The 24,861-nt window shown below is 40.3% G+C and carries 35 protein-coding genes and 2 pseudogenes; 6 read left to right on the top strand and 31 right to left on the bottom strand.

What is annotated here, in order from left to right; all coding sequences use genetic code 11:
- Positions 1–42: 42 nt before the first annotated feature.
- The 10 genes from OCV39_RS06405 to OCV39_RS06360 all read right to left on the bottom strand — a co-directional run bounded on the left by OCV39_RS06405 (position 43) and on the right by OCV39_RS06360 (position 5,926).
- The gene (locus OCV39_RS06405) at positions 43–525 is read right to left on the bottom strand and encodes a MazG-related protein (protein WP_261889321.1); all 483 of its coding nucleotides are present in this window, start codon (positions 523–525) and stop codon (positions 43–45) included.
- A gap of 720 nt (positions 526–1,245) precedes the next feature.
- Complete coding sequence (locus OCV39_RS06400) at positions 1,246–1,728, bottom strand: putative signal transducing protein (RefSeq protein WP_136996049.1); 483 nt, start codon at positions 1,726–1,728, stop codon at positions 1,246–1,248.
- A gap of 101 nt (positions 1,729–1,829) precedes the next feature.
- Complete coding sequence (locus OCV39_RS06395; protein ID WP_261889320.1) at positions 1,830–2,435, bottom strand: ATP-binding protein; 606 nt, start codon at positions 2,433–2,435, stop codon at positions 1,830–1,832.
- 210 nt (positions 2,436–2,645) lie between these two features.
- Positions 2,646–2,909: a Txe/YoeB family addiction module toxin gene (locus tag OCV39_RS06390; RefSeq protein WP_113795376.1), complete on the bottom strand. Its 264-nt coding sequence runs from the start codon at positions 2,907–2,909 to the stop codon at positions 2,646–2,648.
- Positions 2,902–3,156: a type II toxin-antitoxin system Phd/YefM family antitoxin gene (locus OCV39_RS06385; RefSeq protein ID WP_113795377.1), complete on the bottom strand. Its 255-nt coding sequence runs from the start codon at positions 3,154–3,156 to the stop codon at positions 2,902–2,904. Before OCV39_RS06385 ends, OCV39_RS06390 begins: the two co-directional genes overlap by 8 nt.
- A 207-nt stretch (positions 3,157–3,363) precedes the next feature.
- Positions 3,364–3,831 (bottom strand): RDD family protein, encoded by a 468-nt coding sequence (locus OCV39_RS06380; RefSeq protein ID WP_261889319.1) that lies wholly within the window; start codon positions 3,829–3,831, stop codon positions 3,364–3,366.
- Between the two features lie 164 nt (positions 3,832–3,995).
- Positions 3,996–4,430: a GNAT family N-acetyltransferase gene (locus OCV39_RS06375; protein ID WP_261889318.1), complete on the bottom strand. Its 435-nt coding sequence runs from the start codon at positions 4,428–4,430 to the stop codon at positions 3,996–3,998.
- A 155-nt stretch (positions 4,431–4,585) separates the two neighbouring features.
- A complete protein-coding gene (locus OCV39_RS06370) occupies positions 4,586–4,978 on the bottom strand; it encodes an NUDIX hydrolase (RefSeq protein WP_261889317.1) in 393 nt (130 codons plus the stop codon).
- Positions 4,979–5,116: 138 nt separating this feature from the next.
- Positions 5,117–5,476, bottom strand: a complete 360-nt coding sequence (locus OCV39_RS06365; protein ID WP_171757591.1) for a VOC family protein — start codon at positions 5,474–5,476, stop codon at positions 5,117–5,119.
- A gap of 156 nt (positions 5,477–5,632) precedes the next feature.
- On the bottom strand, positions 5,633–5,926 hold the full coding sequence (locus tag OCV39_RS06360) for an STAS domain-containing protein (protein WP_261889316.1): 294 nt from the start codon (positions 5,924–5,926) through the stop codon (positions 5,633–5,635).
- A gap of 409 nt (positions 5,927–6,335) precedes the next feature.
- Between OCV39_RS06360 and OCV39_RS06355 the strand changes: the two genes are divergently transcribed.
- Positions 6,336–7,292 (top strand): IS110 family RNA-guided transposase, encoded by a 957-nt coding sequence (locus OCV39_RS06355; protein WP_261889315.1) that lies wholly within the window; start codon positions 6,336–6,338, stop codon positions 7,290–7,292.
- A 34-nt stretch (positions 7,293–7,326) separates the two neighbouring features.
- Here the strand turns inward: OCV39_RS06355 and OCV39_RS06350 are convergent, their stop codons facing one another.
- The 3 genes from OCV39_RS06350 to OCV39_RS06340 all read right to left on the bottom strand — a co-directional run bounded on the left by OCV39_RS06350 (position 7,327) and on the right by OCV39_RS06340 (position 8,881).
- Positions 7,327–7,722: a DUF3465 domain-containing protein gene (locus OCV39_RS06350; protein WP_261889314.1), complete on the bottom strand. Its 396-nt coding sequence runs from the start codon at positions 7,720–7,722 to the stop codon at positions 7,327–7,329.
- Between the two features lie 148 nt (positions 7,723–7,870).
- A complete protein-coding gene (locus tag OCV39_RS06345) occupies positions 7,871–8,095 on the bottom strand; it encodes a hypothetical protein (protein ID WP_261889313.1) in 225 nt (74 codons plus the stop codon).
- A gap of 453 nt (positions 8,096–8,548) precedes the next feature.
- The gene (locus OCV39_RS06340) at positions 8,549–8,881 is read right to left on the bottom strand and encodes a zinc ribbon domain-containing protein YjdM (protein ID WP_261889312.1); all 333 of its coding nucleotides are present in this window, start codon (positions 8,879–8,881) and stop codon (positions 8,549–8,551) included.
- A 316-nt stretch (positions 8,882–9,197) separates the two neighbouring features.
- On the opposite strand from OCV39_RS06340, the gene OCV39_RS06335 reads away from it, so the two are divergent.
- Positions 9,198–9,419, top strand: a complete 222-nt coding sequence (locus OCV39_RS06335; RefSeq protein WP_102577755.1) for a TA system antitoxin ParD family protein — start codon at positions 9,198–9,200, stop codon at positions 9,417–9,419.
- Positions 9,412–9,702, top strand: coding sequence for a type II toxin-antitoxin system RelE/ParE family toxin (locus OCV39_RS06330; protein ID WP_261889311.1), 291 nt, complete (start codon positions 9,412–9,414; stop codon positions 9,700–9,702). Before OCV39_RS06335 ends, OCV39_RS06330 begins: the two co-directional genes overlap by 8 nt.
- Before the next feature lie 188 nt (positions 9,703–9,890).
- Here the strand turns inward: OCV39_RS06330 and OCV39_RS06325 are convergent, their stop codons facing one another.
- The 14 genes and pseudogenes from OCV39_RS06325 to OCV39_RS06255 form a co-directional block, all read right to left on the bottom strand.
- Positions 9,891–10,304: a hypothetical protein gene (locus OCV39_RS06325; RefSeq protein WP_261889310.1), complete on the bottom strand. Its 414-nt coding sequence runs from the start codon at positions 10,302–10,304 to the stop codon at positions 9,891–9,893.
- A gap of 790 nt (positions 10,305–11,094) precedes the next feature.
- Positions 11,095–11,625, bottom strand: a complete 531-nt coding sequence (locus OCV39_RS06320) for a DUF1294 domain-containing protein (protein WP_261889309.1) — start codon at positions 11,623–11,625, stop codon at positions 11,095–11,097.
- 154 nt (positions 11,626–11,779) lie between these two features.
- Complete coding sequence (locus OCV39_RS06315; RefSeq protein WP_261889308.1) at positions 11,780–12,382, bottom strand: hypothetical protein; 603 nt, start codon at positions 12,380–12,382, stop codon at positions 11,780–11,782.
- Positions 12,383–12,522: 140 nt separating this feature from the next.
- Entirely contained in the window at positions 12,523–12,846 is a 324-nt protein-coding gene (locus OCV39_RS06305) for a hypothetical protein (RefSeq protein WP_261889307.1), read from the bottom strand.
- Positions 12,847–12,895: 49 nt separating this feature from the next.
- Complete coding sequence (locus OCV39_RS06300; protein WP_261889306.1) at positions 12,896–13,747, bottom strand: IS3 family transposase; 852 nt, start codon at positions 13,745–13,747, stop codon at positions 12,896–12,898.
- Positions 13,744–14,052 carry a transposase gene (locus tag OCV39_RS06295; protein WP_261889305.1) on the bottom strand — a complete coding sequence of 103 codons (309 nt, stop codon included), beginning with the start codon at positions 14,050–14,052 and terminating at the stop codon, positions 13,744–13,746. The genes OCV39_RS06300 and OCV39_RS06295 overlap by 4 nt, the downstream gene beginning before the upstream one ends.
- A 205-nt stretch (positions 14,053–14,257) precedes the next feature.
- Positions 14,258–14,704 (bottom strand): hypothetical protein, encoded by a 447-nt coding sequence (locus OCV39_RS06290; protein ID WP_261889304.1) that lies wholly within the window; start codon positions 14,702–14,704, stop codon positions 14,258–14,260.
- Positions 14,705–14,879: 175 nt separating this feature from the next.
- On the bottom strand, positions 14,880–15,746 hold the full coding sequence (locus OCV39_RS06285; protein WP_261889303.1) for a restriction endonuclease: 867 nt from the start codon (positions 15,744–15,746) through the stop codon (positions 14,880–14,882).
- 151 nt (positions 15,747–15,897) lie between these two features.
- Positions 15,898–16,530 (bottom strand): type B chloramphenicol O-acetyltransferase, encoded by a 633-nt coding sequence (catB, locus tag OCV39_RS06280; protein ID WP_261889302.1) that lies wholly within the window; start codon positions 16,528–16,530, stop codon positions 15,898–15,900.
- A gap of 54 nt (positions 16,531–16,584) precedes the next feature.
- Positions 16,585–17,208 (bottom strand): annotated as a pseudogene (locus OCV39_RS06275) (IS3 family transposase); the annotation flags it as partial.
- A gap of 86 nt (positions 17,209–17,294) precedes the next feature.
- Positions 17,295–17,438, bottom strand: coding sequence for a hypothetical protein (locus OCV39_RS06270; protein WP_261889301.1), 144 nt, complete (start codon positions 17,436–17,438; stop codon positions 17,295–17,297).
- Positions 17,435–17,743, bottom strand: a complete 309-nt coding sequence (locus OCV39_RS06265; protein WP_017054517.1) for a transposase — start codon at positions 17,741–17,743, stop codon at positions 17,435–17,437. Before OCV39_RS06265 ends, OCV39_RS06270 begins: the two co-directional genes overlap by 4 nt.
- A 223-nt stretch (positions 17,744–17,966) precedes the next feature.
- A complete protein-coding gene (locus OCV39_RS06260) occupies positions 17,967–18,446 on the bottom strand; it encodes a hypothetical protein (protein ID WP_261889300.1) in 480 nt (159 codons plus the stop codon).
- 154 nt (positions 18,447–18,600) lie between these two features.
- A complete protein-coding gene (locus OCV39_RS06255) occupies positions 18,601–19,014 on the bottom strand; it encodes a hypothetical protein (RefSeq protein WP_261889299.1) in 414 nt (137 codons plus the stop codon).
- A gap of 341 nt (positions 19,015–19,355) precedes the next feature.
- Here OCV39_RS06255 and OCV39_RS06250 point away from each other — a divergent pair.
- Positions 19,356–20,311, top strand: a pseudogene (locus OCV39_RS06250) (IS110 family transposase).
- Positions 20,312–20,343: 32 nt separating this feature from the next.
- Here OCV39_RS06250 and OCV39_RS06245 read toward each other — a convergent pair.
- From OCV39_RS06245 to OCV39_RS06230, 4 genes are all read right to left on the bottom strand, one after another.
- On the bottom strand, positions 20,344–20,829 hold the full coding sequence (locus OCV39_RS06245) for a hypothetical protein (protein ID WP_261889298.1): 486 nt from the start codon (positions 20,827–20,829) through the stop codon (positions 20,344–20,346).
- Between the two features lie 702 nt (positions 20,830–21,531).
- Positions 21,532–22,068, bottom strand: a complete 537-nt coding sequence (locus OCV39_RS06240; RefSeq protein ID WP_261889297.1) for a nucleotidyltransferase family protein — start codon at positions 22,066–22,068, stop codon at positions 21,532–21,534.
- Between the two features lie 713 nt (positions 22,069–22,781).
- Positions 22,782–23,261, bottom strand: coding sequence for a hypothetical protein (locus tag OCV39_RS06235; RefSeq protein ID WP_261889296.1), 480 nt, complete (start codon positions 23,259–23,261; stop codon positions 22,782–22,784).
- A 207-nt stretch (positions 23,262–23,468) separates the two neighbouring features.
- Positions 23,469–24,086 carry a hypothetical protein gene (locus tag OCV39_RS06230; protein ID WP_261889295.1) on the bottom strand — a complete coding sequence of 206 codons (618 nt, stop codon included), beginning with the start codon at positions 24,084–24,086 and terminating at the stop codon, positions 23,469–23,471.
- Positions 24,087–24,281: 195 nt separating this feature from the next.
- On the opposite strand from OCV39_RS06230, the gene OCV39_RS06225 reads away from it, so the two are divergent.
- Together OCV39_RS06225 and OCV39_RS06220 are read left to right on the top strand one after the other, a co-directional pair.
- Positions 24,282–24,530 carry a type II toxin-antitoxin system Phd/YefM family antitoxin gene (locus tag OCV39_RS06225; protein ID WP_171757608.1) on the top strand — a complete coding sequence of 83 codons (249 nt, stop codon included), beginning with the start codon at positions 24,282–24,284 and terminating at the stop codon, positions 24,528–24,530.
- Entirely contained in the window at positions 24,520–24,810 is a 291-nt protein-coding gene (locus OCV39_RS06220) for a type II toxin-antitoxin system RelE family toxin (RefSeq protein WP_053302227.1), read from the top strand. The genes OCV39_RS06225 and OCV39_RS06220 overlap by 11 nt, the downstream gene beginning before the upstream one ends.
- Positions 24,811–24,861: the final 51 nt, after the last annotated feature.

Below are 24,861 nucleotides of genomic sequence, written 5' to 3'. Positions count from 1 at the left end.
ACTGAAGCCGCCAAGCGTTGGGAATCCGTCTTAAACGCTTTGTTATGGCGCTGAACTCGACGTTAGTTCTTGTATGTCAATTAGGTCGACTTCCCTACCCAAAATACGCTTGTACTCGATTAAGTGATGAACAGGGATTACTGGCAATATGATGCCTTGATAGGCTTTTTCAACTGACGCTGAATAATCAATTTCAAGCGGATACCAAGAGCCGTCTAAAGCTGATTGTATCTTTGTATTTTGAGATAAACCGATTTCAATTTTTTGATTTTGGTAAACCAACTGGAAATACTCTAGATCCCAACCGTATTCAGTATAACGAGTTAACGGTTTAGATATGAATTGAGATACGTGAGCCAAGAGCTTATTTACGTCAGAGTCGTGGATATAAAGGTCTATGTCTGCAATTTCACGGCTACCACCATGAATAGTTGCAGCTAGTCCACCGACAATTTGGTACTCGATGCTCTCTGCATCCAAAAGTCCTTTCAGCCACTTCAAGGCTACTTTCACTTTCTCACTCACCTAGTCCCCTTAGCTGAATTTTGCCCTGCGCCATAACGCCCAATTAAGGTGCGACAACGCTATAACACCCAAGCTAAACCATTGCACCGTAAACACAAATTTCAAACCGGAGTAAACTCGCCACGCGTTGGGAGTCACTCTTAAATTGTTTGTTATATTGCCCGCACGACAGAGCCAAGTTTAGCGCCAAGGTGCTGAATTGGTTACAAATCTACTGGTTCTGAACTCAGAAGTAAAACGAATAGTTCGAAACTCAATCATAAACAACAAAACGCACTTGGCTAAGAAACGAAATGAGCTGAAATTAGAGTCATTCGAAGAGCCAGAATAGCAAAGAATTCGAGCGAGTAACCTGACAGCAAAGTGCGCTGAAGCCACGATTTTCAATGAAGTTCCCACCAAAAAGAAACCGCGCAAAATGAACTAGAGCCAACAAAACTTACTAACGAGGAGACTTGCGTGACGTTGCAGCTAATTAACAGTCAAACTTTCTACGTGCGATGGTCATTTTGATGGCATTTTTCATGAAAAGAACAGGTGTGTAGTTCGGACGCAGAACAAAGATAAACGGATAATTTAACCCTTTGAATCTTATGCAATATAACGCCCAATTAAGGTGCGACAACGCTATAACACCTAAGCTAAACCATTGCGCCGTAAACACAAAACTCAAATCGGAGTGAAGCCGCCACGTGTTGGGAGTCACTCTTAAATTGTTTGTTATGGCGCTGAACTTGAAGCTAGCTGCTGAATGTCAATTAGGTCTACTTCCCTACTCAATATTCGTTTGTACTCTACCAGTTGATAAGCTGGCATAACCTGTAATTCAATGCCTTGATAACTTTTGACAACTGACTTTGCAAAGTCGATTTCTAGTTGATGCCATGAACCGTCCAATGACGATTGGATTTTGGTATTTTGAGATAAACCGATTTCAATTTTTTGATTTTGGTAAACCAACTGGAAATACTCTAAATCCCAACCGTATTCAGTATAACGAGTTAACGGTTTAGATATGAATTGAGATACGTGAGCCAAGAGCTTATTTGCATCAGAGTTGTGGATATAAAGGTCTATGTCTGCAATTTCACGGCTGCCACCATGAATAGTTGCAGCTAGCCCACCGACAATTTGGTACTCAATGCTCTCTGCATCCAAAAGTCCTTTCAACCACTTCAAGGCTACTTTCACTTTCTCACTCATCTAGTTCCCTTAGCTGAATTTTGCCCTGCGCCATAACGCCGCGTTAAGTGGTGAACAACGCACCCTACCTAAACTGTTGTGCCGTAAACACTAAAGTAGAATCAACCCGAAAATGCCGAGCGTTGAGAATCCGTCTTAAACGCTTTGTTATGAATATTTTCCATACGTGATATGACATTATCCACCCTCACTTCGATATCTAATTCATCCAGGCGGATATAGTCGATGTCCCATTCGTTTAAAAGTGACAAGATTTTCCTATCTACACGCCTATGAAATTCAAGATCTTCGGACCTATATCCATCAGACTCAAACGGTACTACACCAAATGGAAGGTAAACATGGAAATCATAACCTTCTGCGTGCTCTTTGCATTTAGCTGAAATCATTTTTTGCATATTTATTGGCATATCAAATGTGTCACGAACATTCCAATACGATTCAACGTCTATAAACGATCTTTCCGTGAGGAAATTACTCTCCCCTTTTTCCAAGTCTGCTTTCTTTTTATAATACGCTAGTTGAAAAGTTCTTAAATCTTCTCTAGTCATTCGATCGGTATTTTTACATTCCATGCTATCCAAAATAGACCTAGCATCAGGTGTAATAAACTTTTTAATGTGCTTACTAAACTCATCATTTCTCATCAAATGATCTGATAAAAAGGTTTTCCCTACCGAGCTAGCTCCGGTTAAGGCTATTCTCATGATTAAAATTTCCTTGTTATTTACTTCGAAGAGCATCTGCCTATGGGCATGTAAACTGAATATTCATAACGCCCAATTAAGGTGCGACAACGCTATAAAAACCAAGCTAAACCATTGCACCGTAAACACTAAATTCAAATCGGAGTGAAACCGGCAAGCGTTAGGAGTCACTCTTAAATTGTTTGTTAGCTGTCTGTCGATGTTGTCAGGTTAGTAATGATATCTGCACGAAATAATTGTAATCACTCCATCATCAATCGCATAAACAAGACGATTTGAATCATCAATTCGGCGAGACCAAAAACCTGTTAAATTTTCCTTTAATGGCTCCGGTTTACCGATACCATCAAAAGGCGAACGTTTAACATCATTAATGAGCTTGTTAATTCGCTTAAGCGTTTTTTTATCCTGCCCCTGCCAATAAACATAACTATCCCAAGCCTCATCGGTCCAAGCTAATAGACGATTACTCATCGAAAATATCTCGCTGTATTACTTTACCCGCTTTGTATTGAGCGATAGATTTATTTAAATGCTCTGCATTAGCAGGAGAGCGCATTAAATAAATGGTTTCCATTAAGCTATTGTAATAATCCAGCGACATTACTACCGCATCTTCAGAATCTCTACGAGTGATTACTGTTGCATCCGCATCATTAACTACACCATCAAGAACGGCTTTCAAACCATTTCTAGCTTCTGTGAAAGAGACAATTCTCATAACGACCTCACATGTTCAATTTAAAGTACAAGTATAAATCAATATTGTGAGTTGTACAACAAATGGGACATTGGACTGCATATGCAGCTAACGCCCAATTAAGGTGCGACAACGCTATAACACCCAAACTAAACCATTACGCCGTAAACACAAAATTCAAACCGAAGTAAAATCGGCAAGCGTTAGGAGTCACTCTTAAATTGTTTGTTAGCTTACGATCACCTTTGTATTCGCTATACGATCGTGTAGAGCTCGTCTTTGCTTACCAAAGATCATTAGAAGATTAATAATACCAATCAGACCACCTATCCAAGGGATATAACTGATAAAAAGAAGAAATGCATATCGTTTAAACACTAAATCTTGAACCGTTGCTTGAGAGCTGTCTGTATATACAACCTTAATGTTTAGTATTTTCTTGCCTACGGTTTGACCTGATTCAGAAAGAAACTTCCAATTAACAACACAATATAGCCCAAACCCAAGAGCAGCCATTAATACTTGGTATGTCATTGGAACTTCAACTGGTGAGTTCTGACTTATACCATCAAATCCGCCTGTGAAATAAGCTAAAGGTAGCATCACAACACTTAGAATGAGCGAATCGATAATTGCAGCGCCAATTCGTGACCATCTTGACGCTAATTCATACTGATTTTCTTGAACATCTTCCATAATGACTTCCTTGATTAAATCGACTAGTAAGCTAACGCCGCGTTAAGTGGTGAACAACGCTACCACTGCACTCAAGACATTATGCCATAAACACTGATGCATATCTTTGAACTGAAGCCGCCAAGCGTTGGGAATCCGTCTTAAACGCTTTGTTATACGCGTAGTTAAGTCCTGAGTGAGATACTCATTACGCTATGATTTGGCTCACTTTCAATATCAACCACCGACCAACCTAGAGACTGGTACAACGGGGCGACATTTGTATAAGCATACAGATGACTTTGAAGCATTTCTGATACTTGCTCAACACCTCGGTTAATCAACTCACTAGCAATGCCCTGACCGCGCAACTCTGGCGAAACAAAGACAGCATTAAACCAAATGACATCTGAACTTCCATGTGGCTCTTTAAAACGAGAATAAGCCAATCCACCGATAACTTCGTTGTTTCTCAAAGCAACCAAAACTGGAGGAAGATTAGCTTCAGGTTTATAGGTATCAACGAAGAAAAAGTCAGACCATTCACTTTGAAATAACCTTTCTAGATCAGCCCAATACGGACTGTTCTCACCACAAACTCTGAATACTAACTTGTTCATATTCGATTATTTCCTAAAAGCATATAACGCCCAATTAAGGTGCGACAACGCTGTAACACCCAAGCTAAACCATTGCACCGTAAACACAGATTTTAAATCGGAGTGAAATTGGCAAGCGTTAGGAGTCACTCTTAAATTGTTTGTTAGAACGATACTTAAAGGTAGCGCTCAACTCTAGAATACTCGGCAAGAGCCAAACTATCAGCTTCAATGCCAACAGGAGCTGACGACAACGGATACCAATCCACACTCTCAGCCTCTTGTGCTGAAATTTCGCCTGTCCAATTATCAACAACATAGTAATGGATTAATTGTAACTCGCTAGTTGGATGATAAAGTGAACAAAGGTATTTGTAAGATTTAGGGCTCACATTCAATTCTTCGTTAACTTCACGGAACAAGGTTTGGACTTGGCTTTCACCACTTTCAATATGGCCACCGGGGATATTAATTACGCCCGCATCTGTTTCTCTCGTTTCGCTGCGTTTTTCGAGTAATACACTATCGTGTTCTATCAACAAAAAAGATACGCATTCATGCACTATCATCAAATTTTCCTGTAAGTTCTAACGCCCAATTAAGGTGCGACAACGCTATAAAACCTAGACTAAACCATTGCACCGTAAACACAAATTTCAAACCGGAGTGAAATCGCTAAGCGTTAGGAGTCACTCTTAAATTGTTTGTTAGACGCGTGTTTCAGACCACACTGCAAACTCGTTACCACTTGGCTCAACGAAATGAAAACGGCAACCCCCGGGGAAATCGAAAATTGGTCGAACAACCGCACCACCATGTTTTAGTACTTTACTCTCAGTTGCCGATATATCCGCACTATAAAAAACTAAAAGTGCACCGCCAGTTGATGTTTGACTACAAGCATCAGACTTAAAAAATCCACCATCTAAACCTTGATTCGAAAATGCCGCATATTCAGGACCATAATCAACAAATGACCAATCAAAGACAGATCTGAAAAAAGCTTTCGTTGCAGCTAGATCCTTTGCTCCAAATTCAACGTAATTTAGCTTTTCATGTACATTCATATATTACTCCATTAATACTTGTGATCGAGAAAGCGACTAACGCCCAATTAAGGTGCGACAACGCTATAACTCCCAAACTAAACCATTGCACCGTAAACACAAAATTCAAATCGGAGTGAAATCGGCAAGCGTTGGGAGTCACTCTTAAATTGTTTGTTATGTACGTATTTGAAACTGTACTCCTGAGCATTCCAGCACCACATCACCAAACTCGCCTATCAACCTAATTTTTGGACAACTATCATCAAAATAATCGATATTTCCGTAATCAATAGAACCGTCAATATCTTGCGTGCTCTTAACTAATTCTTGCTCTAACAGGCCTGTTATATGAATTACATTGGAGAAAGTTATGCAACCAACCTTATAGCAAGTATATTCATTGTTTTTAGGTAAATCGTAGTATGGCGAGTCAGGCCAAATACTAAACTCAACATTAATTACTAACATTGTTTCACTCAGGGACCACCCGAGTACAAAAGAATCTTGCAAGTCTATCCCATTAAGATAATTCAAATTTAAGCCTCAAGTACATAACGCCCAATTAAGGTGCGATAACGCTATAACACCCAAGCTAAACCACTACACCGTAAACACAAAATTCAAACCGGAGTGAAATCGCCAAGCGTTAGGAGTCACTCTTAAATTGTTTGTATGGATAATAGGCACTCCAATCGGGTAAGGTGAGACCCAGACTTTAGCTGCAACTAAAGTTCTTCTATTTGGTAGTTCGATTAAATGATGGCTCCTCTATTGAGAGACCGATAACAAGTTCGAACGCCAGATAGAACTCCAAGCACCACACTCGAATAGTCTTCTGGGTCTCGAGCCCGCATTTGCAAGCAAGAGTTAGCTTATTATGAATACAAATACACTTCAAAACATTAATGTCGGCGTTGATACTGGCAAGTCACAATTAGATATTTACATCCGCCCTCTCGACATTTACTTCACTGTCCCAAACACCGAAAAAGGCATCCGTGATGCCATCAAAACCATTAAGAAACACAAACCTCAGCGCATCGTCATCGAAGCGACTGGCCGATTAGAAATGCCCTTCATACTCGAATGCGATAAAGCCAAATTACCTTATGTGATTGCTAATCCGTTGCGTATTAAAAAGTTCGCAGGTGCCACTGGACAACGAGCTAAAAACGACCGATTAGATGCTGCTCTTATTGCACATTATGCTGAACGTATGCAACCCGAACTCACCAAACTGAAAAGCGAAAACATTCGCCTTATGAGTGACTTAGTCGCAAGGCGCAACCAGCTACTCACCATGCAAACCATGGAAAGAAATCGGCTACAAATATTACCAAAGAATATCTCATCAACCATTACTCCTATCCTTACCGCTCTGAAGAATCAGATAGAAAAAGTTGAAGCAAAGATAGCGAAACTGATTGATAGCTGTCCTGAGTATCAAGCCAAGAATGCGATTCTCCAAAGCATGCCTGGCGTGGGTAAGGTCCTTGCGGCCTCCTTAATTAGCAATGTGCCCGAATTAGGGTTTATCTCCAATAAACAAGCATCTTCGCTCATTGGTGTCGCACCAATAACAAGAGAGAGCGGCCGCTTCAAAGGCAAACGGATGATACAAGGAGGGCGAGCTCAAGTTAGGACCGTTATGTATATGGCGATGATGTCAACTATTCAGTGTAACCCAGTTTTCAAGGCAATTTATGAACGATTACTTGCAGCAGGAAAACCAAAAAAAGTAGCGATAGTTGCTTGTATGAGGAAGATGGTTGTGATTTTAAATTCAATGCTGAGAGACGGTGTGATGTGGGATAAAAATAGCGTCAAAAATTAACTATTGACGCCATAGTCTCTTGTTATGTGAATTTTTACTCGTACTTTTTACCGTTGTGCTTTAACCAACCATGCGAATGTCTATTGTTAGGATCGTGGTGTGTCCAGTGCATTACACCACCCTTTCTATTCCATTCATATTCACCGTAAAACTGAACTCGATCGCCTACTCTTAAGTTAGGAACCCTAGGCGCAAGATCGATATTGTGAGCAACAAGTAAGGTTTGTTTACTTTTCAGTCTTATTATGAATTTTTGATGTCGACTTCCATCATTATCATCGGGTAACAAACGAATTACAGTGCCAACCCCCTGAACTTGAAAGTCACTTTGATGGTTTTCATATGCCTGTTTCAATTTGTGATCATTGGCTTGCACGCCAACTGAAAGCAGGCACAAAGCTGCCACAAATATTGCTAAAAACTTCTTCATATACTCAAATCCTTTGGATTCACATAACGCCCAATTAAGGTGCGACAACGCTATAACACCAAACCTAAACCATTGCGCCGTAAACACAAAATTCAAATCGAAGTAAAATCGTCAAGCGTTAGGAGTCACTCTTAAATTGTTTGTTAGGCTAATTATTCTCAACATTCTGTTTCTGTAGCTCCAGTGCCTTAACTCTTCCAGTGCCATTCAAGCGAACCCAAGTTTCATGAATACGATTGATCTCCAGTAAGCCTTTATCTTCCAATCCACGACATATTTCTAGCATTTCTAACATAGTACATGGTGCAGCAATTAAAGATACTTCGCGGATATCTGTCCATTTATCTACAACTTCACCTAGGTGATCAATCAAGCTAATTTCCAATCTCGAAAGGTTTTTTCTTCGAGCGTTTTGTACTATATTAGAGACAAAAGTTGCTATTAAATTCTTCAAATAACTCACAGCCCTAAAAACTAGTAAGCAGCCACTAAAAACAGTTATGCCCATAACAATCGTTGCCCAGACTTTGGGTAATGGTTCTAAGGAATTCGGCAGTATTGCTGGAAAAAAGCCAAACCAGTTACCCAACACGCCCCTGTAAGTGTCTTAGAAACCGTAATATTCTTGAATATCTCTGAAACCCAGTTCACTTGATACCTCTTCGTTACACTATTAGCCTAACGCCCAATTAAGGTGCGACAACGCTATAACACCTGAGCTAAACCATTGCACCGTAAACACAAATTTCAAATCGGAGTAAAATCGGCAAGCGTTAGGAGTCACTCTTAAATTGTTTGCTAGAGCGCTGATTCAAGGGCAAGTGACTTACGCTTTCTTAACGTATTTTGCCGTTACAAACATTTCGCCAGCACCATCAAGCTTACAGTCCAATTGATGATCCTTACCTTCCACAACCCGCTTTATTACACCTTTTGTGCCAATTTTAAGGTTCTGAGAACTACCTTTAACTTTGAGATCTTTCACCAATGTGATTTTATCGCCTTGCTCCAACTGATTTCCATTAACATCATGAACTGTGAATTGATTTTCAGCCTCTTCAACTGGGTTCCATTCATAGGCACATTCGGGACAAACAAGATGTGTTTGATCTTGATAAACAAATTCAGATTGGCAATTTGGGCAAGGAGGAAATGACATTAGTTATGACTTCTATTAATTGATTTAACTTATATTTTAATGATTTATCACGTTCAGTCTATGCATTATGAAAGCGACAATGTGCACTAAAACATGAAAATCCGACTCAAATTTGTCGTGCGCTATAACGCCGCGTTAAGTGGTGACCAATGCTACAACTGCACTCAAGACATTATGCCATAAACACTGATGCATATATTTGAACTGAAACCGGCAAGCGTTGGGAATCCGTCTTAAACGCTTTGTTATGGCGCAACTCGCAACACCTGTGGTAATCTACTACACTATAGATCCAAACCTAGTTAGAGGACATATTATGGCTACTGCAAGTGTACGCATTGACCAAGATCTTTTTGATAAAGCAGCGATCATGGCTAAAGCACTAAACCGCACTACACCAAAGCAAATCGAGCATTGGGCTAAGATTGGCGAAATGATGGAAGATAATCCAGATCTACCCTATGAATTTGTTAAACAGGCTGTTATCGCAAAAGCTGAAAAAGAAGCCGGGAAGTTAGAGGCTTACTCTTTTGACTAAGATTACTAGCATTCTTCAGACACCTACTTTTAAGAAAGCAGTCAAGAAACTACACAAGAACCAAAAAACGGATCTAGATAATGCTATTCGAGCACTTATGGAAGATCCGTATCTTGGCGAGCAAAAGAAAGGTGACTTATCATTCTTGCGAGTACATAAATTCAAGATGGTGAAGCAATTAACTCTACTCGGCTATAGCTATGAAGATGGCACTGTAACTCTTGAACTAATGGCTCTCGGTTCTCATGAAAACTTCTACCGAGATATGAAAAAAATATATTAATTCAGTGTGTTGGAGATTGCAGCACACTACTTACATTCTGCTCGAAATTATCATTTTTCGCCTGCGCCATAACGCCCAATTAAGGTGCGACAACGCCATAACACCCAAGCTAGACCATTACACCGTAAACACAAAATTCAAATCAGGGTGAAATCGCCAAGCGTTAGGAGTCACTCTTAAATTGTTTGTTAAATGACTAAGACTTCAATACCTGCTGCTCTGTATCGAGCAAGATTATCAACGCCATCCCAGTCAGCTGGCATATCACTACTCAACTTGAATTTCTTCAAGGTCATGCGATGTTCTTCAGGTGTAAGTTCGACAGAAACTAATAAATTGTCTAGTAATATTACTAATTGTTCTTTTGTCAAAATTGGATTATTAATCAATTTAGATACTATTATTTTCAAGGGTATCGCGTGATCAATATCCTTTTTCTCAATACTAGCGGCCCTCAAACTATACGCTATTTTTCGAGGCTTAATTCGCCTTAAAGTCGCTCTAAGAATTCTTGTCGTCGCACGTTCAGTAACTTGCCCTTCAGCATAGCCTTTTAGTTGCCACAAAATGCTATCCAATACTTCTATTTCAAATGGTGTCATACTAATTTTACCCTGTCATTTAACGCCCAATTAAGGTGCGACAACGCTATAACACCCAAGCTAAACCATTGCACCGTAAACACTAAATTCAAATCGAAGTGAACTCGCCAAGCGTTGGGAGTCACTCTTAAATTGTTTGTTATATTGCCCGCACGACAGAGCCAAGTTTAGCGCCAAGGTGCTGAATTGGTTACAAATCTACTGGCTTTGAACTCAGAAGTAAAACGGATAGTTCGAAACTCAACCATAGACAACAAAACGCACTTGGCTAAGAAGCGAAATAAGTTGAAATTGGAGTTATTCGATTAGCCAGAATGACAAAGAAGTCGAGCGAGAAACCTGACAGCAAAGTACGCTGCAGCCACAATTTTTAATGAAGCCCCCACCAAAAAGAAACCGCGCAAAATGAACATGAGCCAGCAAACTTACTAACGAGGAGACTTGCGTGACGTTGCAGCTAATTAACCGACACACTTTCTACGTGCGATGGTCATTTTGATGGCAACTTTCACGAAACGAACAGGTGTGTAGCTCGAACGCAGTACAAAGATAAACGGATATTTTAACCCTTTGAATCTTATGCAATATAACGCCCAATTAAGGTGCGACAACGCTATGACACCCAAGCTAAACCATTGCACCGTAAACACAAATTCCAAACCGGAGTAAACTCGCCAAGCGTTAGGAGTCACTCTTAAATTGTTTGTTAGGCCACTGTACAACCGCTCATCTATTAGTAAAAAACACTCGATATTCGTTGAATCACAGTGACACCTGAGGGAGTAAAGGTCTAAAGAAATGCACTGATATTTAAGATTATAGTGAACCACAAAATTGCTTTGAACGGTTGCTTCTTCGATTTATGGCGTAGCTGATTTTGTGCGAACAATGCTCCAGGCCAGCCACCAAACAACGATAACATATGAAGTGAGTTTTCTGGCGTTCTCCACTGCCCAGTTTGAGCTGCTTTTTTGTCCACTGAAAACATTACATACGTAATGAGACTTATACCGATATAAAGTGGAATTATAAATAATGGTCGCCCAAAAACGATAAGTGCTGCACACGCGAAAACTAAATATGAACAACCAAATAATACGGTCAAAGGAAGTGCTTGCTTACCTTCTATTGTTACATCAACGGCATTAAATCGCCCACGATTATCTTCGCTAACTTCGAACGTTACTTCATCGTTTAACCTAGGTCGATGATTGCTATTTTTCACTGATGAAACATGAATAAAAACTCTCAGATTACCATTCAACGCTGATATAAAACCGTAACCTTTTGAGTCATTCCATTCTGTAATCTTACCTTTCACGACCTTTTCCTATTGATAAAGTAACCTACGTGGCCTAACGCCCAATTAAGGTGCGACAACGCTATAACACCCAAGCTAAACCATTGCACCGTAAACACAAATTTTAAATCGGAGTGAAATCGGCAAGCGTTGGGAGTCACTCTTAAATTGTTTGTTAGCTGAATTTCTCAAACGGCATTAGAAGACCATTTCGTTCGTTTAATAAAGCAACACGCTCTTCATTTGAAACAAGGTTTAAAATAAGCGATATTTCTATGAACCTTGTATGAGCCTCTCTAAAAATTTCAGACTCAAAACAACTTTCAATCCAATATAGCTCTTCACCACTTATGCTGTGAAATACTTCCAAAGGCATATAGTCGCAGTGGTCAGGGTTAGCAAAGTCTGATGTTTGTTCTATACCAAATGGACCGATATTATTACCGAAAAGCCACGGTAAAAGGTACACATTAGATAACATCGTTGCTGCTAATTCATACGTTGCCTTTTCTGTATTACCTAAACGATGAGATAAAATTGAGCGACATAGCATTTGGATTGGTTCGCCAATATCATCTGGAAATTGGGCGTCATACCACTCCATGTACTCTTTTGCTTTTTTCAAATCATCAAGTACAAGCAACAACGGAAATATTAAATACCTTTTCCCGTAACCGTCCGAGATAGCACCATACTCTCTAAGCTCACGATTAAGCCCAGATTTGTAGTTTGAGATTCTAGCTCGAATTTTCTTTTCTGTATCAGGAACTGTAAACATATTCAAATCTCATTCTATTCAGCTAACGCCCTGTTAAGGGGTGAGCAACGCAATACAAAAGCCGCCGCATATCACCTTAAACACTAAAACCAACGCATAGTAAAAATGCCATGCGTTGCGAATCCCTCTTGAACAGTTTGTTATAAGAAAAGTTTGAACACTATATCCCCATACCCCCAAAGAAACGTACCGAACAGTACGTATCCCAAACTCAAATATCGATATGAAATTTCCTTGTTTATCAAAAGATTGCCATCAATAAACTTCATACTCTCATTATTCTCATGAAAACCAATCAATGCACCTATAATAGTAAGCACCGCACCTGACCTTTGAGCCCAATACCAAGGCTCTTTCGCAGCCCAGAAGATATCCATGGCTATAGATCCAATAACCAGTATTGCTCCCAATCCCGCAGGGATGTAAACGTTTAAAACTTTAGATTTTTGACTTTCTTCGTACATTTTATTCTCTTTACTTTGGTGTACCCCACAAAAAGTAGACAGTACATAACTACATACTTTCGTACTCAACGGGACTGACATGCCCCAACGCTGAGTGTCTTCTCTTTCGATTGTAGAACACTTCGATATATTCGAAGATCCCCATTCGGGCTTCTTCGATTGTTTGATAATCTTCTGCGTAAATCAATTCGACTTTCAGTCGACTGAAGAACGACTCCATTACCGCATTGTCCCAACAGTTACCCTGACGGCTCATGCTTGGTACTCCTCCATGCTTTCGCATGAAGTCCTGATACTTATAAGCTCTGTATTGTACACCGCGGTCTGAGTGGACTAAGACGCCTTTCGGCGGCTTGCGTGACTTAAACGCCATTTTCAAAGCGTTGGTGATGAGCAGCTCTGTCATGTTGGTATCTAATGACCAGCCCACAATGCGTCTCGAGTGAAGGTCTAACACTGTCGCGAGGTAGAGCCAACGGCTCTTTACCCAGATATAGGTGATGTCGGTGACCCACTTCTGATTGGGACTCTCGGCTTCAAAGTCTCTACGCAATAAATTATCGGCGACATTCGTCATCGCCGCGACATCTTTACTGTATTTAAACCCTTTTCCATTGCGAGCCTTAATACCCTTTTTCGCCATAATATCAGCAATATAGTTCACACTGCAGGCATAGCCTGCTTTGTTTAACTCTTCAGCTAAGCGAACTGAACCATACCTAGCCCGATACTCGGCAAAGGTACACATAACTAGCTGTTCAAAGCGGCTTCGACGCTTTGCTCGCTCGCTAAGCGAGCGACCTAACCATTTGTAGTAACCACTCGGGGACACACCTAATGCACAACACATAAGAACAACGGCATACTCACCCACATAACTTTCGATGAACTCGTACTTCACTCTTGCTGCTTCGCGAAGTACGCCGAGACCTTCTTTAGGAATTCCATCTCATCTTTAAGTCGTTTGTTTTCGCGCTTAAGCGCTCGCAGTTCTTCGGATTCTTTCTTGGAGTAATCAACACCGTCTAGGGTGTTAAACTGTTTATCAGACAAGCGGTTAAATTGACGCTTCCAGTTAGCAATCTGTTGGGCGCTGACGCCCAATTCTTTCGCAACGGATGCGGCTGTGCGACTTGGAAGCTCGGACAGACGAACTGCTTCTTTGCGGAATTCTTCGGTGTACGCTGGATTACGATGTTTAGCCATAAATCACCTCTCAATTAGACCCTAGATCTAACTTAGTAAAGTGTCTACTAAACGTGGGGTACTCGGCAACATAACGCCGCGTTAAGTGGTGAGCAACGCAGAACACCACACCTAAACCATTGTGCCGTAAACACTAAAGCTGAATCAAACCGAGAACGCCGAGCGTTGGGAATCCGTCTTAAACGCTTTGTTATGTGAATGTTCTCTATACACTAATCAACTCTACGACTACGTCTCGTGGGATTTCACCGAAGTCATTAGCTACCAATATATGTTCATTATCTTCTGGTATTGCAGGATGTTCGATATGCTCATTAACAGAAATGATAGAAACACCATATTTTTCAAGCAAACCTATATCGATTTTGTAAACATAGCCATTACAGCTACCATTTTTTGTTGCATAATATTCAGCTCGTTCAAAGTATGGTGTGAATGAAAGACCAGAAGTTGGATAGCCTTTTTGTTCCAGCTGATGAAGTATCGCAGTATTAATTGTTGAAGCTCCCATGGTAATTCCTGATCCCATAGTCGCATGAGGAGATCCCATATATACAGGCGCACAAAAATTTTCGTGTGGCGTTTTAGGGATGAGTTTTCCATCTCGTTCATTGAAGAAATGGATATTTGCACCACGATATAAGTATTTCATATATTAAATTTTGTCCGTTAATTTTAATCTAGGAAGACTGAACCCGAGTATTCACATAACGCCCAATTAAGGTGCGACAACGCTATAAAACCCAAACTAAACCATTGCACCGTAAACACAAAATTCAAACCAAAGTGAAATTGCCAAGCGTTAGGAGTCACTCTTAAATTGTTTGTTATATGCGTTTTAGCGTAAGTATTCCATCTCCTTTTTCACTGCGGGAAATGATGGGTTGTAGTTCAGTGCCATCTAAATCTTTAACTTTATCAAAAAGTATACTTTCGCCACGGTTTTCTACATTGAATGATGTTCGAATTGCAGGGCAAACCTTCCTATAAACCATATTGCCGCTAAGTCTTACCGCAGCAATATGGCGACCATCAAGCATCAACTCCTTATCATCAAATTCAAACGTTCGATCACAAGGAAACTCATAATCGCCTAGTGCTATAGACTCGATATTGATTTTTTTAATAATTTCCCTAGCAGCAATGCTTATAAATTGATCCACGATTTTATTTGCTGTCGAAACTTTATTTCGAAAGCTATTTTTTTTGTCTTTTCTCTGCTTTTTACTATAAGGAGTTAAATCTACATCAACATAAGTATCGTTAAAGCTGACATACAAATTCCCAAGACCATGAATTTTATCCAACTCCCCTTCTGAAACCGTCACCAACTCCATGCGCTTATGTTTTTTTGCTTGTGCTAAAGCACAGCTTGAATATTTAGTCGCAACAAATATCCCTTTAGTTGCCTTAGCAACCTCAATTTTTTCAGCGAAAATGATGATATCGTTTTTGCTTACAGCCTTGCTAACATTCTTACATTCAAAAACATAAGTCGATGTATATTGCTCATTAACCTGAATATCTATCCAGAGATCGAATTCATGTTTTACTTCTTCATCGATTACAACTTTCCTATTTTCAATAGAGTAACGATTTTGAGTCAGAGCTTCATTACTACAGGACAAAATCATTCTTTCAATATTTTCTACAGCTTCTTCTAAATCTTGTCCTTTCTGATATACCGTTCTCACTACCGACCTCTTAATTTTTTCGATAAAGCATATAACGCCCAATTAAGGTGCGACAACGCTATAACACCCAAGCTAAACCATTGCACCGTAAACACAAATTTCAAATCGAAGTGAACTCGCCAAGCGTTAGGAGTCACTCTTAAATTGTTTGTTAGAAGCGTACTAACGTTTTCCAATAATCATAAAGACCATCGATACTTGAAGAACACATTAAGCTCATAGCTCCCTTAACTTGTTCGTCGCTCCATTCCCACCACTTCATTTCTAACAACTTAGATATCTCAGCCTCTGTGAACCTGTAACGTATATGTTTGGCTGGGTTTGAGCCGACTATTGAATAAGGAGCGACATCTTTGGTAACGACTGCACGACTTGCGATAATTGCACCATCGCCGACAGATACACCACTCATAATCATGGCTTCAGTGCCAATCCATACATCATTACCAATGATCGTGTCACCCGAACGCTCAAAACCATCTTTAGCATCCGCGAAATTTTCATTGTCTTGATAGAAAAATGGAAATGTACTGACCCAGTTATTTTGATGCCCTTGATTCCCTGCCATCATAAACACAGCACCAGAACCAATTGAGCAGTAACTTCCGATAATTAACTTATCAATATCAGTTCTATCCGGTAGCAAGTAACGAGCACAATCATCGAAACTATGATTATGATAATAACCAGAATAGTAACTGTGTTCACCCACAATGATGTTTGGGTTCGTAACTTGTTCTTTCAATGATTTACCCACAAAAGGGCTTTCAAAATAGTTGTTCAACTTGATTCCTCTTGGAAGCTTTGGTGTACCCCACAAAAAGTAGACAGTACATAACTACATACTTTCGTACTCAACGGGGCTGACATGCCCCAACGCTGAGTGTCTTCTTTTTCGATTGTAGAACACTTCGATATATTCGAAGATCCCCATTCGGGCTTCTTCGATTGTTTGATAATCTTCTGCGTAAATCAATTCGACTTTCAGTCGACTGAAGAACGACTCCATTACTGCATTGTCCCAACAGTTACCCTGACGGCTCATGCTTGGTACGCCTCCATGCTTTCGCATGAAGTCCTGATACTTATAAGCTCTGTATTGTACACCACGGTCTGAGTGGATTAAGACGCCTTTCGGCGGCTTGCGTGACTTAAACGCCATTTTCAAAGCGTTGGTGATGAGCACCTCTGTCATATTGGTGTCTAATGACCAACCCACAATGCGTCTCGAGTGAAGGTCTAACACTGTCGCAAGATAGAGCCAACGGCTCTTTACCCAGATATAGGTGATGTCGGTGACCCACTTCTGGTTGGGGCTCTCGGCCTCAAAGTCTCTACGCAATAAATTATCGGCGACATTCGTCATCGCCGCGACATCTTTACTGTATTTAAACCCTTTTCCATTTCGAGCCTTAATACCCTTTTTCGTCATAATATCAGCAATATAGTTCACACTGCAGGCATAGCCTGCTTTGTTTTAACTCTTCAGCTAAGCGAACTGAACCATACCTAGCCCGATACTCGGCAAAGGTACACATAACTAGCTGTTCAAAGCGGCTTCGACGCTTTTGCTCGCTCGCTAAGCGAGCGACCTAACCATTTGTAGTAACCACTCGGGGACACGCCTAATGCACAACACATAAGAACAACGGCATACTCACCCACATAACTTTCGATGAACTCGTACTTCACTCTTGCTGCTTCGCGAAGTACGCCGAGACCTTCTTTAGGAATTCCATCTCATCTTTAAGTCGTTTGTTTTCGCGCTTAAGCGCTCGCAGTTCTTCGGATTCTTTCTTGGAGTAATCAACACCGTCTAAGGTGTTAAACTGTTTATCAGACAAGCGGTTAAATTGACGCTTCCAGTTAGCAATCTGTTGGGCGCTGACGCCCAACTCTTTCGCAACGGATGCGGCTGTACGACCTGGAAGCTCGGACAGACGAACTGCTTCTTTGCGGAATTCTTCGGTATACGCTGGATTACGATGTTTAGCCATAAATCACCTCTCAATTAGACCCTAGATCTAACTTAGTAAAGTGTCTACTAAACGTGGGGTACTCGGGCTTATAACGCCGCGTTAAGTGGTGAGCAACGCTACCACCTTGCCTAAACCATTGTGCCGTAAACACTAAAGCTGAATCAAACCAAAAATGCCAAGCGTTGGGAATCCGTCTTAAACGCTTTGTTAGGCATTTAGTACTTTATAAACAATCAGTTAACTACTTAATCTCACCATTTTTTGATTCCAGTTTTACTTTCTCCCACTCGTCTTTTAATAACTCCTGGCTCTTAACAATTAGCTCAGCCATAGCACTATCTAACTCTTCTCTTTTACTGATATCAGTTAACTCAGGTATCTTAGAGATTAGGTTTTCAATTATCATATCGGCATTTGGTATGCCTTTTTCTTTTTTCGGGTTTAGTTGTAATCGTATCAAATAGCGCAGTTTATCGATTTCACCCAAAATTTTAGTGCACTCGGGAATATCTGTTTTATTCATTCGAGTCCATGTATGAGTTAAGCCACAGAAATCTGAAATATTCTGTCTTAACTTATCAAGCCATTTTACTCTTTCACTTGTTACTGTATTTATAAATGATGTTTTTTTACTATTCTTATGATTATTAACAATATTAAAAATACTAATTATTGCGGTAACAACAATTCCGATGGCGTAAAAATAATCCTTTATTTCCATTAAACTCATCCTCGAATACAAACCTTATGCCTAACGCCTGCTTAAGTGGCTGCCAACAGAAGACACTTAAGCAAGCCACCGTAATCACAAAACTCAACCAAACCAAAAGTGCCGAAGGTTGGCAGTCCGTCTTAAAGCATTTGTTATGCACGTTCTAAAAGTGGCACCTTTCAACAAGGTACGGAAGTTTCTGACTCTGTGGCTCATGATTAAACACCACATAATTCAACTCTTCGTAAACAGCTTCAAACATTATATGTTCTGAACTACCACCCAGGTAACGTTCAGCCCAACTTGGTGTACTTTTAAAAACTCGGCCTGTGAATTTTAAACTTGCATCATGTTTTACAATTGAATACCTACTATTTTCGTAAACATAGCCAACAATATCATGGCTTCGTAAAAACTGTTCTTCGCCATACCCTTCCAATGGTATTGCCCTGACACTTTCGCTTTTAAAAAGATAGTTGACATTCATTTCAATCGGTTCAAAACAACCATCTTCTACTACGATTTCTCCGCACCCAGCAAGGAGAAGTAATGATGTAATTTGAATTTGATACTTCATTTTCCACCTAAGTGCATAACGCCCAATTAAGGTGCGACAACGCTATAACACCCAAACTAAACCACTGCGCCGTAAACACAAAATTCAAATCAGAGTGAAATCGACAAGCGTTAGGAGTCACTCTTAAATTGTTTGTATGGATAATAGGCACTCCAATCGGGTAAGGTGAGACCCAGACTTTAGCTGCAACTAAAGTTCTTCTATTTGGTAGTTCGATTAAATGATGGCTCCTCTATTGAGAGACCGATAACAAGTTCGAACGCCAGATAGAACTCCAAGCACCACACTCGAATAGTCTTCTGGGTCTCGAGCCCGCATTTGCAAGCAAGAGTTAGCTTATTATGAATACAAATACACTTCAAAACATTAATGTCGGCGTTGATACTGGCAAGTCACAATTAGATATTTACATCCGCCCTCTCGACATTTACTTCACTGTCCCAAACACCGAAAAAAGGCATCCGTGATGCCATCAAAACCATTAAGAAACACAAACCTCAGCGCATCGTCATCGAAGCGACTGGCCGATTAGAAATGCCCTTCATACTCGAATGCGATAAAGCCAAATTACCTTATGTGATTGCTAATCCGTTGCGTATTAAAAGTTCGCAGGTGCCACTGGACAACGAGCTAAAACGACCGATTAGATGCTGCTCTTATTGCACATTATGCTGAACGTATGCAACCCGAACTCACCAAACTGAAAAGCGAAAACATTCGCCTTATGAGTGACTTAGTCGCAAGGCGCAACCAGCTACTCACCATGCAAACCATGGAAAGAAATCGGCTACAAATATTACCAAAGAATATCTCATCAACCATTACTCCTATCCTTACCGCTCTGAAGAATCAGATAGAAAAAGTTGAAGCAAAGATAGCGAAACTGATTGATAGCTGTCCTGAGTATCAAGCCAAGAATGCGATTCTCCAAAGCATGCCTGGCGTGGGTAAGGTCCTTGCGGCCTCCTTAATTAGCAATGTGCCCGAATTAGGGTTTATCTCCAATAAACAAGCATCTTCGCTCATTGGTGTCGCACCAATAACAAGAGAGAGCGGCCGCTTCAAAGGCAAACGGATGATACAAGGAGGGCGAGCTCAAGTTAGGACCGTTATGTATATGGCGATGATGTCAACTATTCAGTGTAACCCAGTTTTCAAGGCAATTTATGAACGATTACTTGCAGCAGGAAAACCAAAAAAAGTAGCGATAGTTGCTTGTATGAGGAAGATGGTTGTGATTTTAAATTCAATGCTGAGAGACGGTGTGATGTGGGATAAAAATAGCGTCAAAAATTAACTATTGACGCCATAGTCTCTTGTTATACGAATTTACCCACCCAAGTTACTAAATAAGCTCATTAACTGGTTCACCGAACCAAATTTGGTTAATGCTTCGCTTACTAATTTCGAACCAGCATCTTTTGCACCTTGATTGAGAGTATCAACAAGCTTGTCCCCTAGATTTTGACTAACTTCTAAAGAGCTAGGAACTAACTTGAGAAGCTCCAGTCCTTTTGGAGACAGAGTTACATCAATACACTTCTTCGATGTATAAAACCCTGCCATTTCATTCTCTATTTTCCCGTACAGAAAGCCCGAATCAATAAGCCAAAGAGCTGTATCAAGTAAAAAGTCAGCCTCTTGGCATTTACTTGTATATTCTTCATACCCCTCGTTATCATCAAGGAATGAGCTATGCTCAAACTCGATACCGAGAAACTCAAAAGCATCAATTTCAGTTCTTCGAGGGAAGTTTTCATATAAATGAGCTAGCAGCATTGCCACCAACTCGTCGAACTTTTGAATGTTATTCATATTTTCCCAATTCGTATAACGCCGCATTAAGGGGTGAACAACGCCTCCACCCAACCTAAAGCATTGTACCGTAAACACTAAATTTGAAGTAGATGCAAAAATACCAAGCGTTGAGAATCCCTCTTAAATGCTTTGTTATATTGCCCGCACGACAGAGCCAAGTTTAGCGCCAAGGTGCTGAATTGGTTACAAATCTACTGACTTTGAACTCAGAAGTAAAACGGATAGTTCGAAACTCAATCATAGACAACAAAACGCACTTGGCCAAGAAACGAAATTAGGCAAATTTGAGCAATTCGATTAGCTAGAATGACAAAGAATTTGAGCGAGAACCCTGACGGCAAAGTGCGCTGAAACCACGATTTTCAATTTAGCTTCCACGAAAAAGAAGCCGCGCAGAATGAACTTGAGCCAGCAAAACTTACTAACGAGAAGACTTGCGTGACGTTGCAGCTAATTAACCGACAAACATTCTACGTGCGATGGTCATTTTGATGGCAACTTTCACGAAACGAACAGGTGTGTAGCTCGGACGCAGAACAAAGATAAACGAATAATTTAACCCTTTGAATCTTATGCAATATAACGCCCAATTAAGGTGCGACAACGCTATAACATCCAAACTAAACCACTGCACCGTAAACACAAAATTCAAATCAGAGTGAAATCGACAAGCGTTAGGAGTCACTCTTAAATTGTTTGTTAGGGCACTATTCTCAAAGATGGCCACTTTACTAACCACCCTTTTGAATTTACACGACTTTTAAACGTTTCTTGTGATCTTTTCGGGTTATGTGTGACACAGTAACCAAATAATGATTCATACCCAAAAGCTGATATGCATTCGTACTTTTCGGGAACAACTTGTCGGATAGCAATTGCCGTTTCTTTCTCTGGCCAGTAGCTCATAGCGTCCAGTGAACTTGTATAAGGTAAGTCACCATTGCGAGTGTGCATTATTGCCTGATTTCGAACTTGCCAATTAATTTCCGGCATTACCTGTTTAAGCTGAGCTTCATAGTATAGAAATGCATTAGGATCTCGCTCGTCAGGTGCGAAATAGATAACATCAGCATCATTCAATGGTGTCGCCACCTGAAAACCATGTAATGCATCCCACACAAGATTTCGGACAAAACCTGTTGCAATATAGCATTGAGGTAAACCCAGTTGAGATACACACTTCAAAGCGTTAACTCTAACTGGATCTTGTTTGATTAATTCTATGATTCTGTCCATTTCGCCCTGTGCCCTAACGCCGCATTAAGGGGTGAACAACGCATCCACCCAACCTAAAGCAATGTACCTTAAACACTAAATTTGAAGTAAAAGCAAAAATGCCAAGCGTTGAGAATCCCTCTTAAATGCTTTGTTATATTGCCCGCACGACAAAGCCAAGTCTAGCGCCAAGGTGCTGAATTGACTACAAATCTACTGGCTTTGAACTCAGATGTAAAATGGATAGTTCGAAACTCAACCATAGACAACAAAACGCACTTGGCAAAGAAACGAAACTAGGCAAAATTTGAATGGTTCTGTTAGCCAGAATGACAAAGAATTCGAGCGAGAAACCTGACAACAAAGTGCGCTGAAGCCACGATTTTCAATGAAGTTCCCACCAAAAAGAAACCGCGCAAAATGAACTTGAACCAACAAAACTTACTAACGAGGAGACTTGCGTGACGTTGCAGCTAATTAGCCGACAAACTTTCTACGTGCGATGGTCATTTTGATGGCATTTTTCACGAAAAGAACAGGTGTGTAGTTCGAACGCAGAACAAAGATAAACGGATAATTTAACCCTTTGAATCTTATGCAATATAACGCCCAATTAACTTGCGCAGCAACGCAATGCAGAGGTTCTGCACTGCGCCAAAATCACTAAAACCGATTAGAAGTAAAACTGCCACGCGTTGTAAGTCAGGTTAAATTGTTTGTTAGGCTTCTCTTAATTACGACTTTTGATCGTAAGAGTATGTGGCAACACAACCGCTACCCGCAGGGTGGAGCAGCATTAATACTCCCCCTTTATTTTCCATCCAAATATAATCACCAGTTTCAGCAGTGTAGTCAAAATTGGAGTTTTCTTTGGCATATGCTAAGCAAGACTTAGTTGTATGTAATACACCGGTTAAATCATAGTGGCATTTTTTGCCTTCTTTGATAAAAGTGGTTTTATTTAATACAGAGTCACCTTTAGAGCCCCATGAACTAACCATTGACAAAAAGTTAGGATTACTATTGTCAACAGTAACATTAACTCGAATATCAGTACCTCCGGCATTTTCATAAACTTTCTTTATTGCCGAATCACAACCTTTAAAGCCATGTTTATGCGCTTGGTTCACAGCAAAGTTGATGAAATCAGGGGCTCCAGCAAAAGATGAGGCAGAAAGTAATGTTAACAGTAGTACGCTGGTTTTTCTTTTCATATTATCACCTTGATTTGTAAGAGAAAGAATCATAACAATATGAAATAAATTGAATTTTGATTTAAATCACAATCTACGTCCTGAAGCCTAACGCCGCGTTAAGTGGCGAGCAACGCCAACCACCCGACCTAAGCCATTGTGACATATACACTAAATTTAAAGTAAGCCGAAAACACCAAGCGTTGGGAGTCCGTCTTGAACGCTTTGTTAGGCATTTTTCTTCTCAGGTTCCTTGTTCCTCCAGTCAATATGTACTGGATACGCTACTAAATTACAGTCCAAACCATAGGAATGTTGCTCACCACCTACGCTACATTTTGCGAACAAATGGTAATTACCATTGTATCTCTGCGGTGGTTCTGAAATTTGAATTTCACCTTTGCAATTCGGATAAATGCAGCCACAAGAATACGTAAAAACAACATAACCACTGTCAGTTCTACTTGCCAATCGGTCATTGTGCAAATGAGTGAAACCTGGTGACTCAGGAATATCAGCATTGAAGATCGTATAGTTATCGAAATATACAAACAGAGTCGTAAAAAACACGACTGAAAATACCCCGATATAGACCCAAAACGGAAGATCGAACACTGGATGTATAGCTAGTAGATCAGCCAATAAACCAAGAGCTGGTACAACTATAGAAAACACAAAACCTGCGATGAACTTTCCTTGGGACTCCGAAGAGATCTGCTTAAGATCATGCCTTAATTCGGGCATTTGTAGGTCAACGTATCGTTGACCACTGCCAATATTAACCACACCAGACTCGTTATTAATAACAGTCTGATTCTTACCTTGATTCGTCTGCTTGATTTCCATAACTATCCTGATGCCTAACGCCCAATTAAGGTGCGACAACGCTATAACACCCAAACTGAACCATTGCGCCTTAAACACAAATTTCAAATCGGAGTGAAATCGCCAAGCGTTGGGAGTCACTCTTAAATTGTTTGTTATATCACTTTACCATGCGCTACAATGACCATTATAAAGACCAGTTAAAGGACTTATTTAATGACCACTAGAATCTTAGCCGATGTTGCTGCAAGTATAACTGAACTAAAAGCAAACCCAATGAAAGTTGCTACTAGCGCTTATGGTGAACCTGTTGCTGTACTCAATCGAAATGAACCCGCCTTCTATTGCGTTCCAGCCGAAGCATACGAAATGATGATGGACAGACTCGAAGATCTTGAGCTACTTACAATAGCAAAAGAACGCGAATTAGAAGAGAGTATTTCGGTAAATATTGATGACCTATAAGCTTGATTTCAAAAAGAGCGCACTCAAAGAGTGGAAGAAACTCGGATCGACTTTACAACAGCAATTCAAGAAAAAGCTGATTGAGCGTTTAGACAACCCACATATACCTGCTTCCAAACTCTCTGGCGCAGATAACATGTATAAAATCAAACTACGTCAATCAGGTTATCGCTTAGTATACAAAGTTGAGGATGACGTAATCATAGTAACCGTCTTAGCTGTAGGCAAACGTGAACGAAGCGATGTTTACCGTAAGGCTATGAAAAGACTAGATGATTAGTGATTGTGATATAACGCCCAATTAAGGTGTGAGCCACGCTACCACTACACT

This window comes from Vibrio cortegadensis (assembly GCF_024347395.1).
Taxonomy (GTDB): Bacteria; Pseudomonadota; Gammaproteobacteria; order Enterobacterales; family Vibrionaceae; genus Vibrio; species Vibrio cortegadensis.
This window is presented reverse-complemented; position numbering and strand designations above follow the sequence as displayed.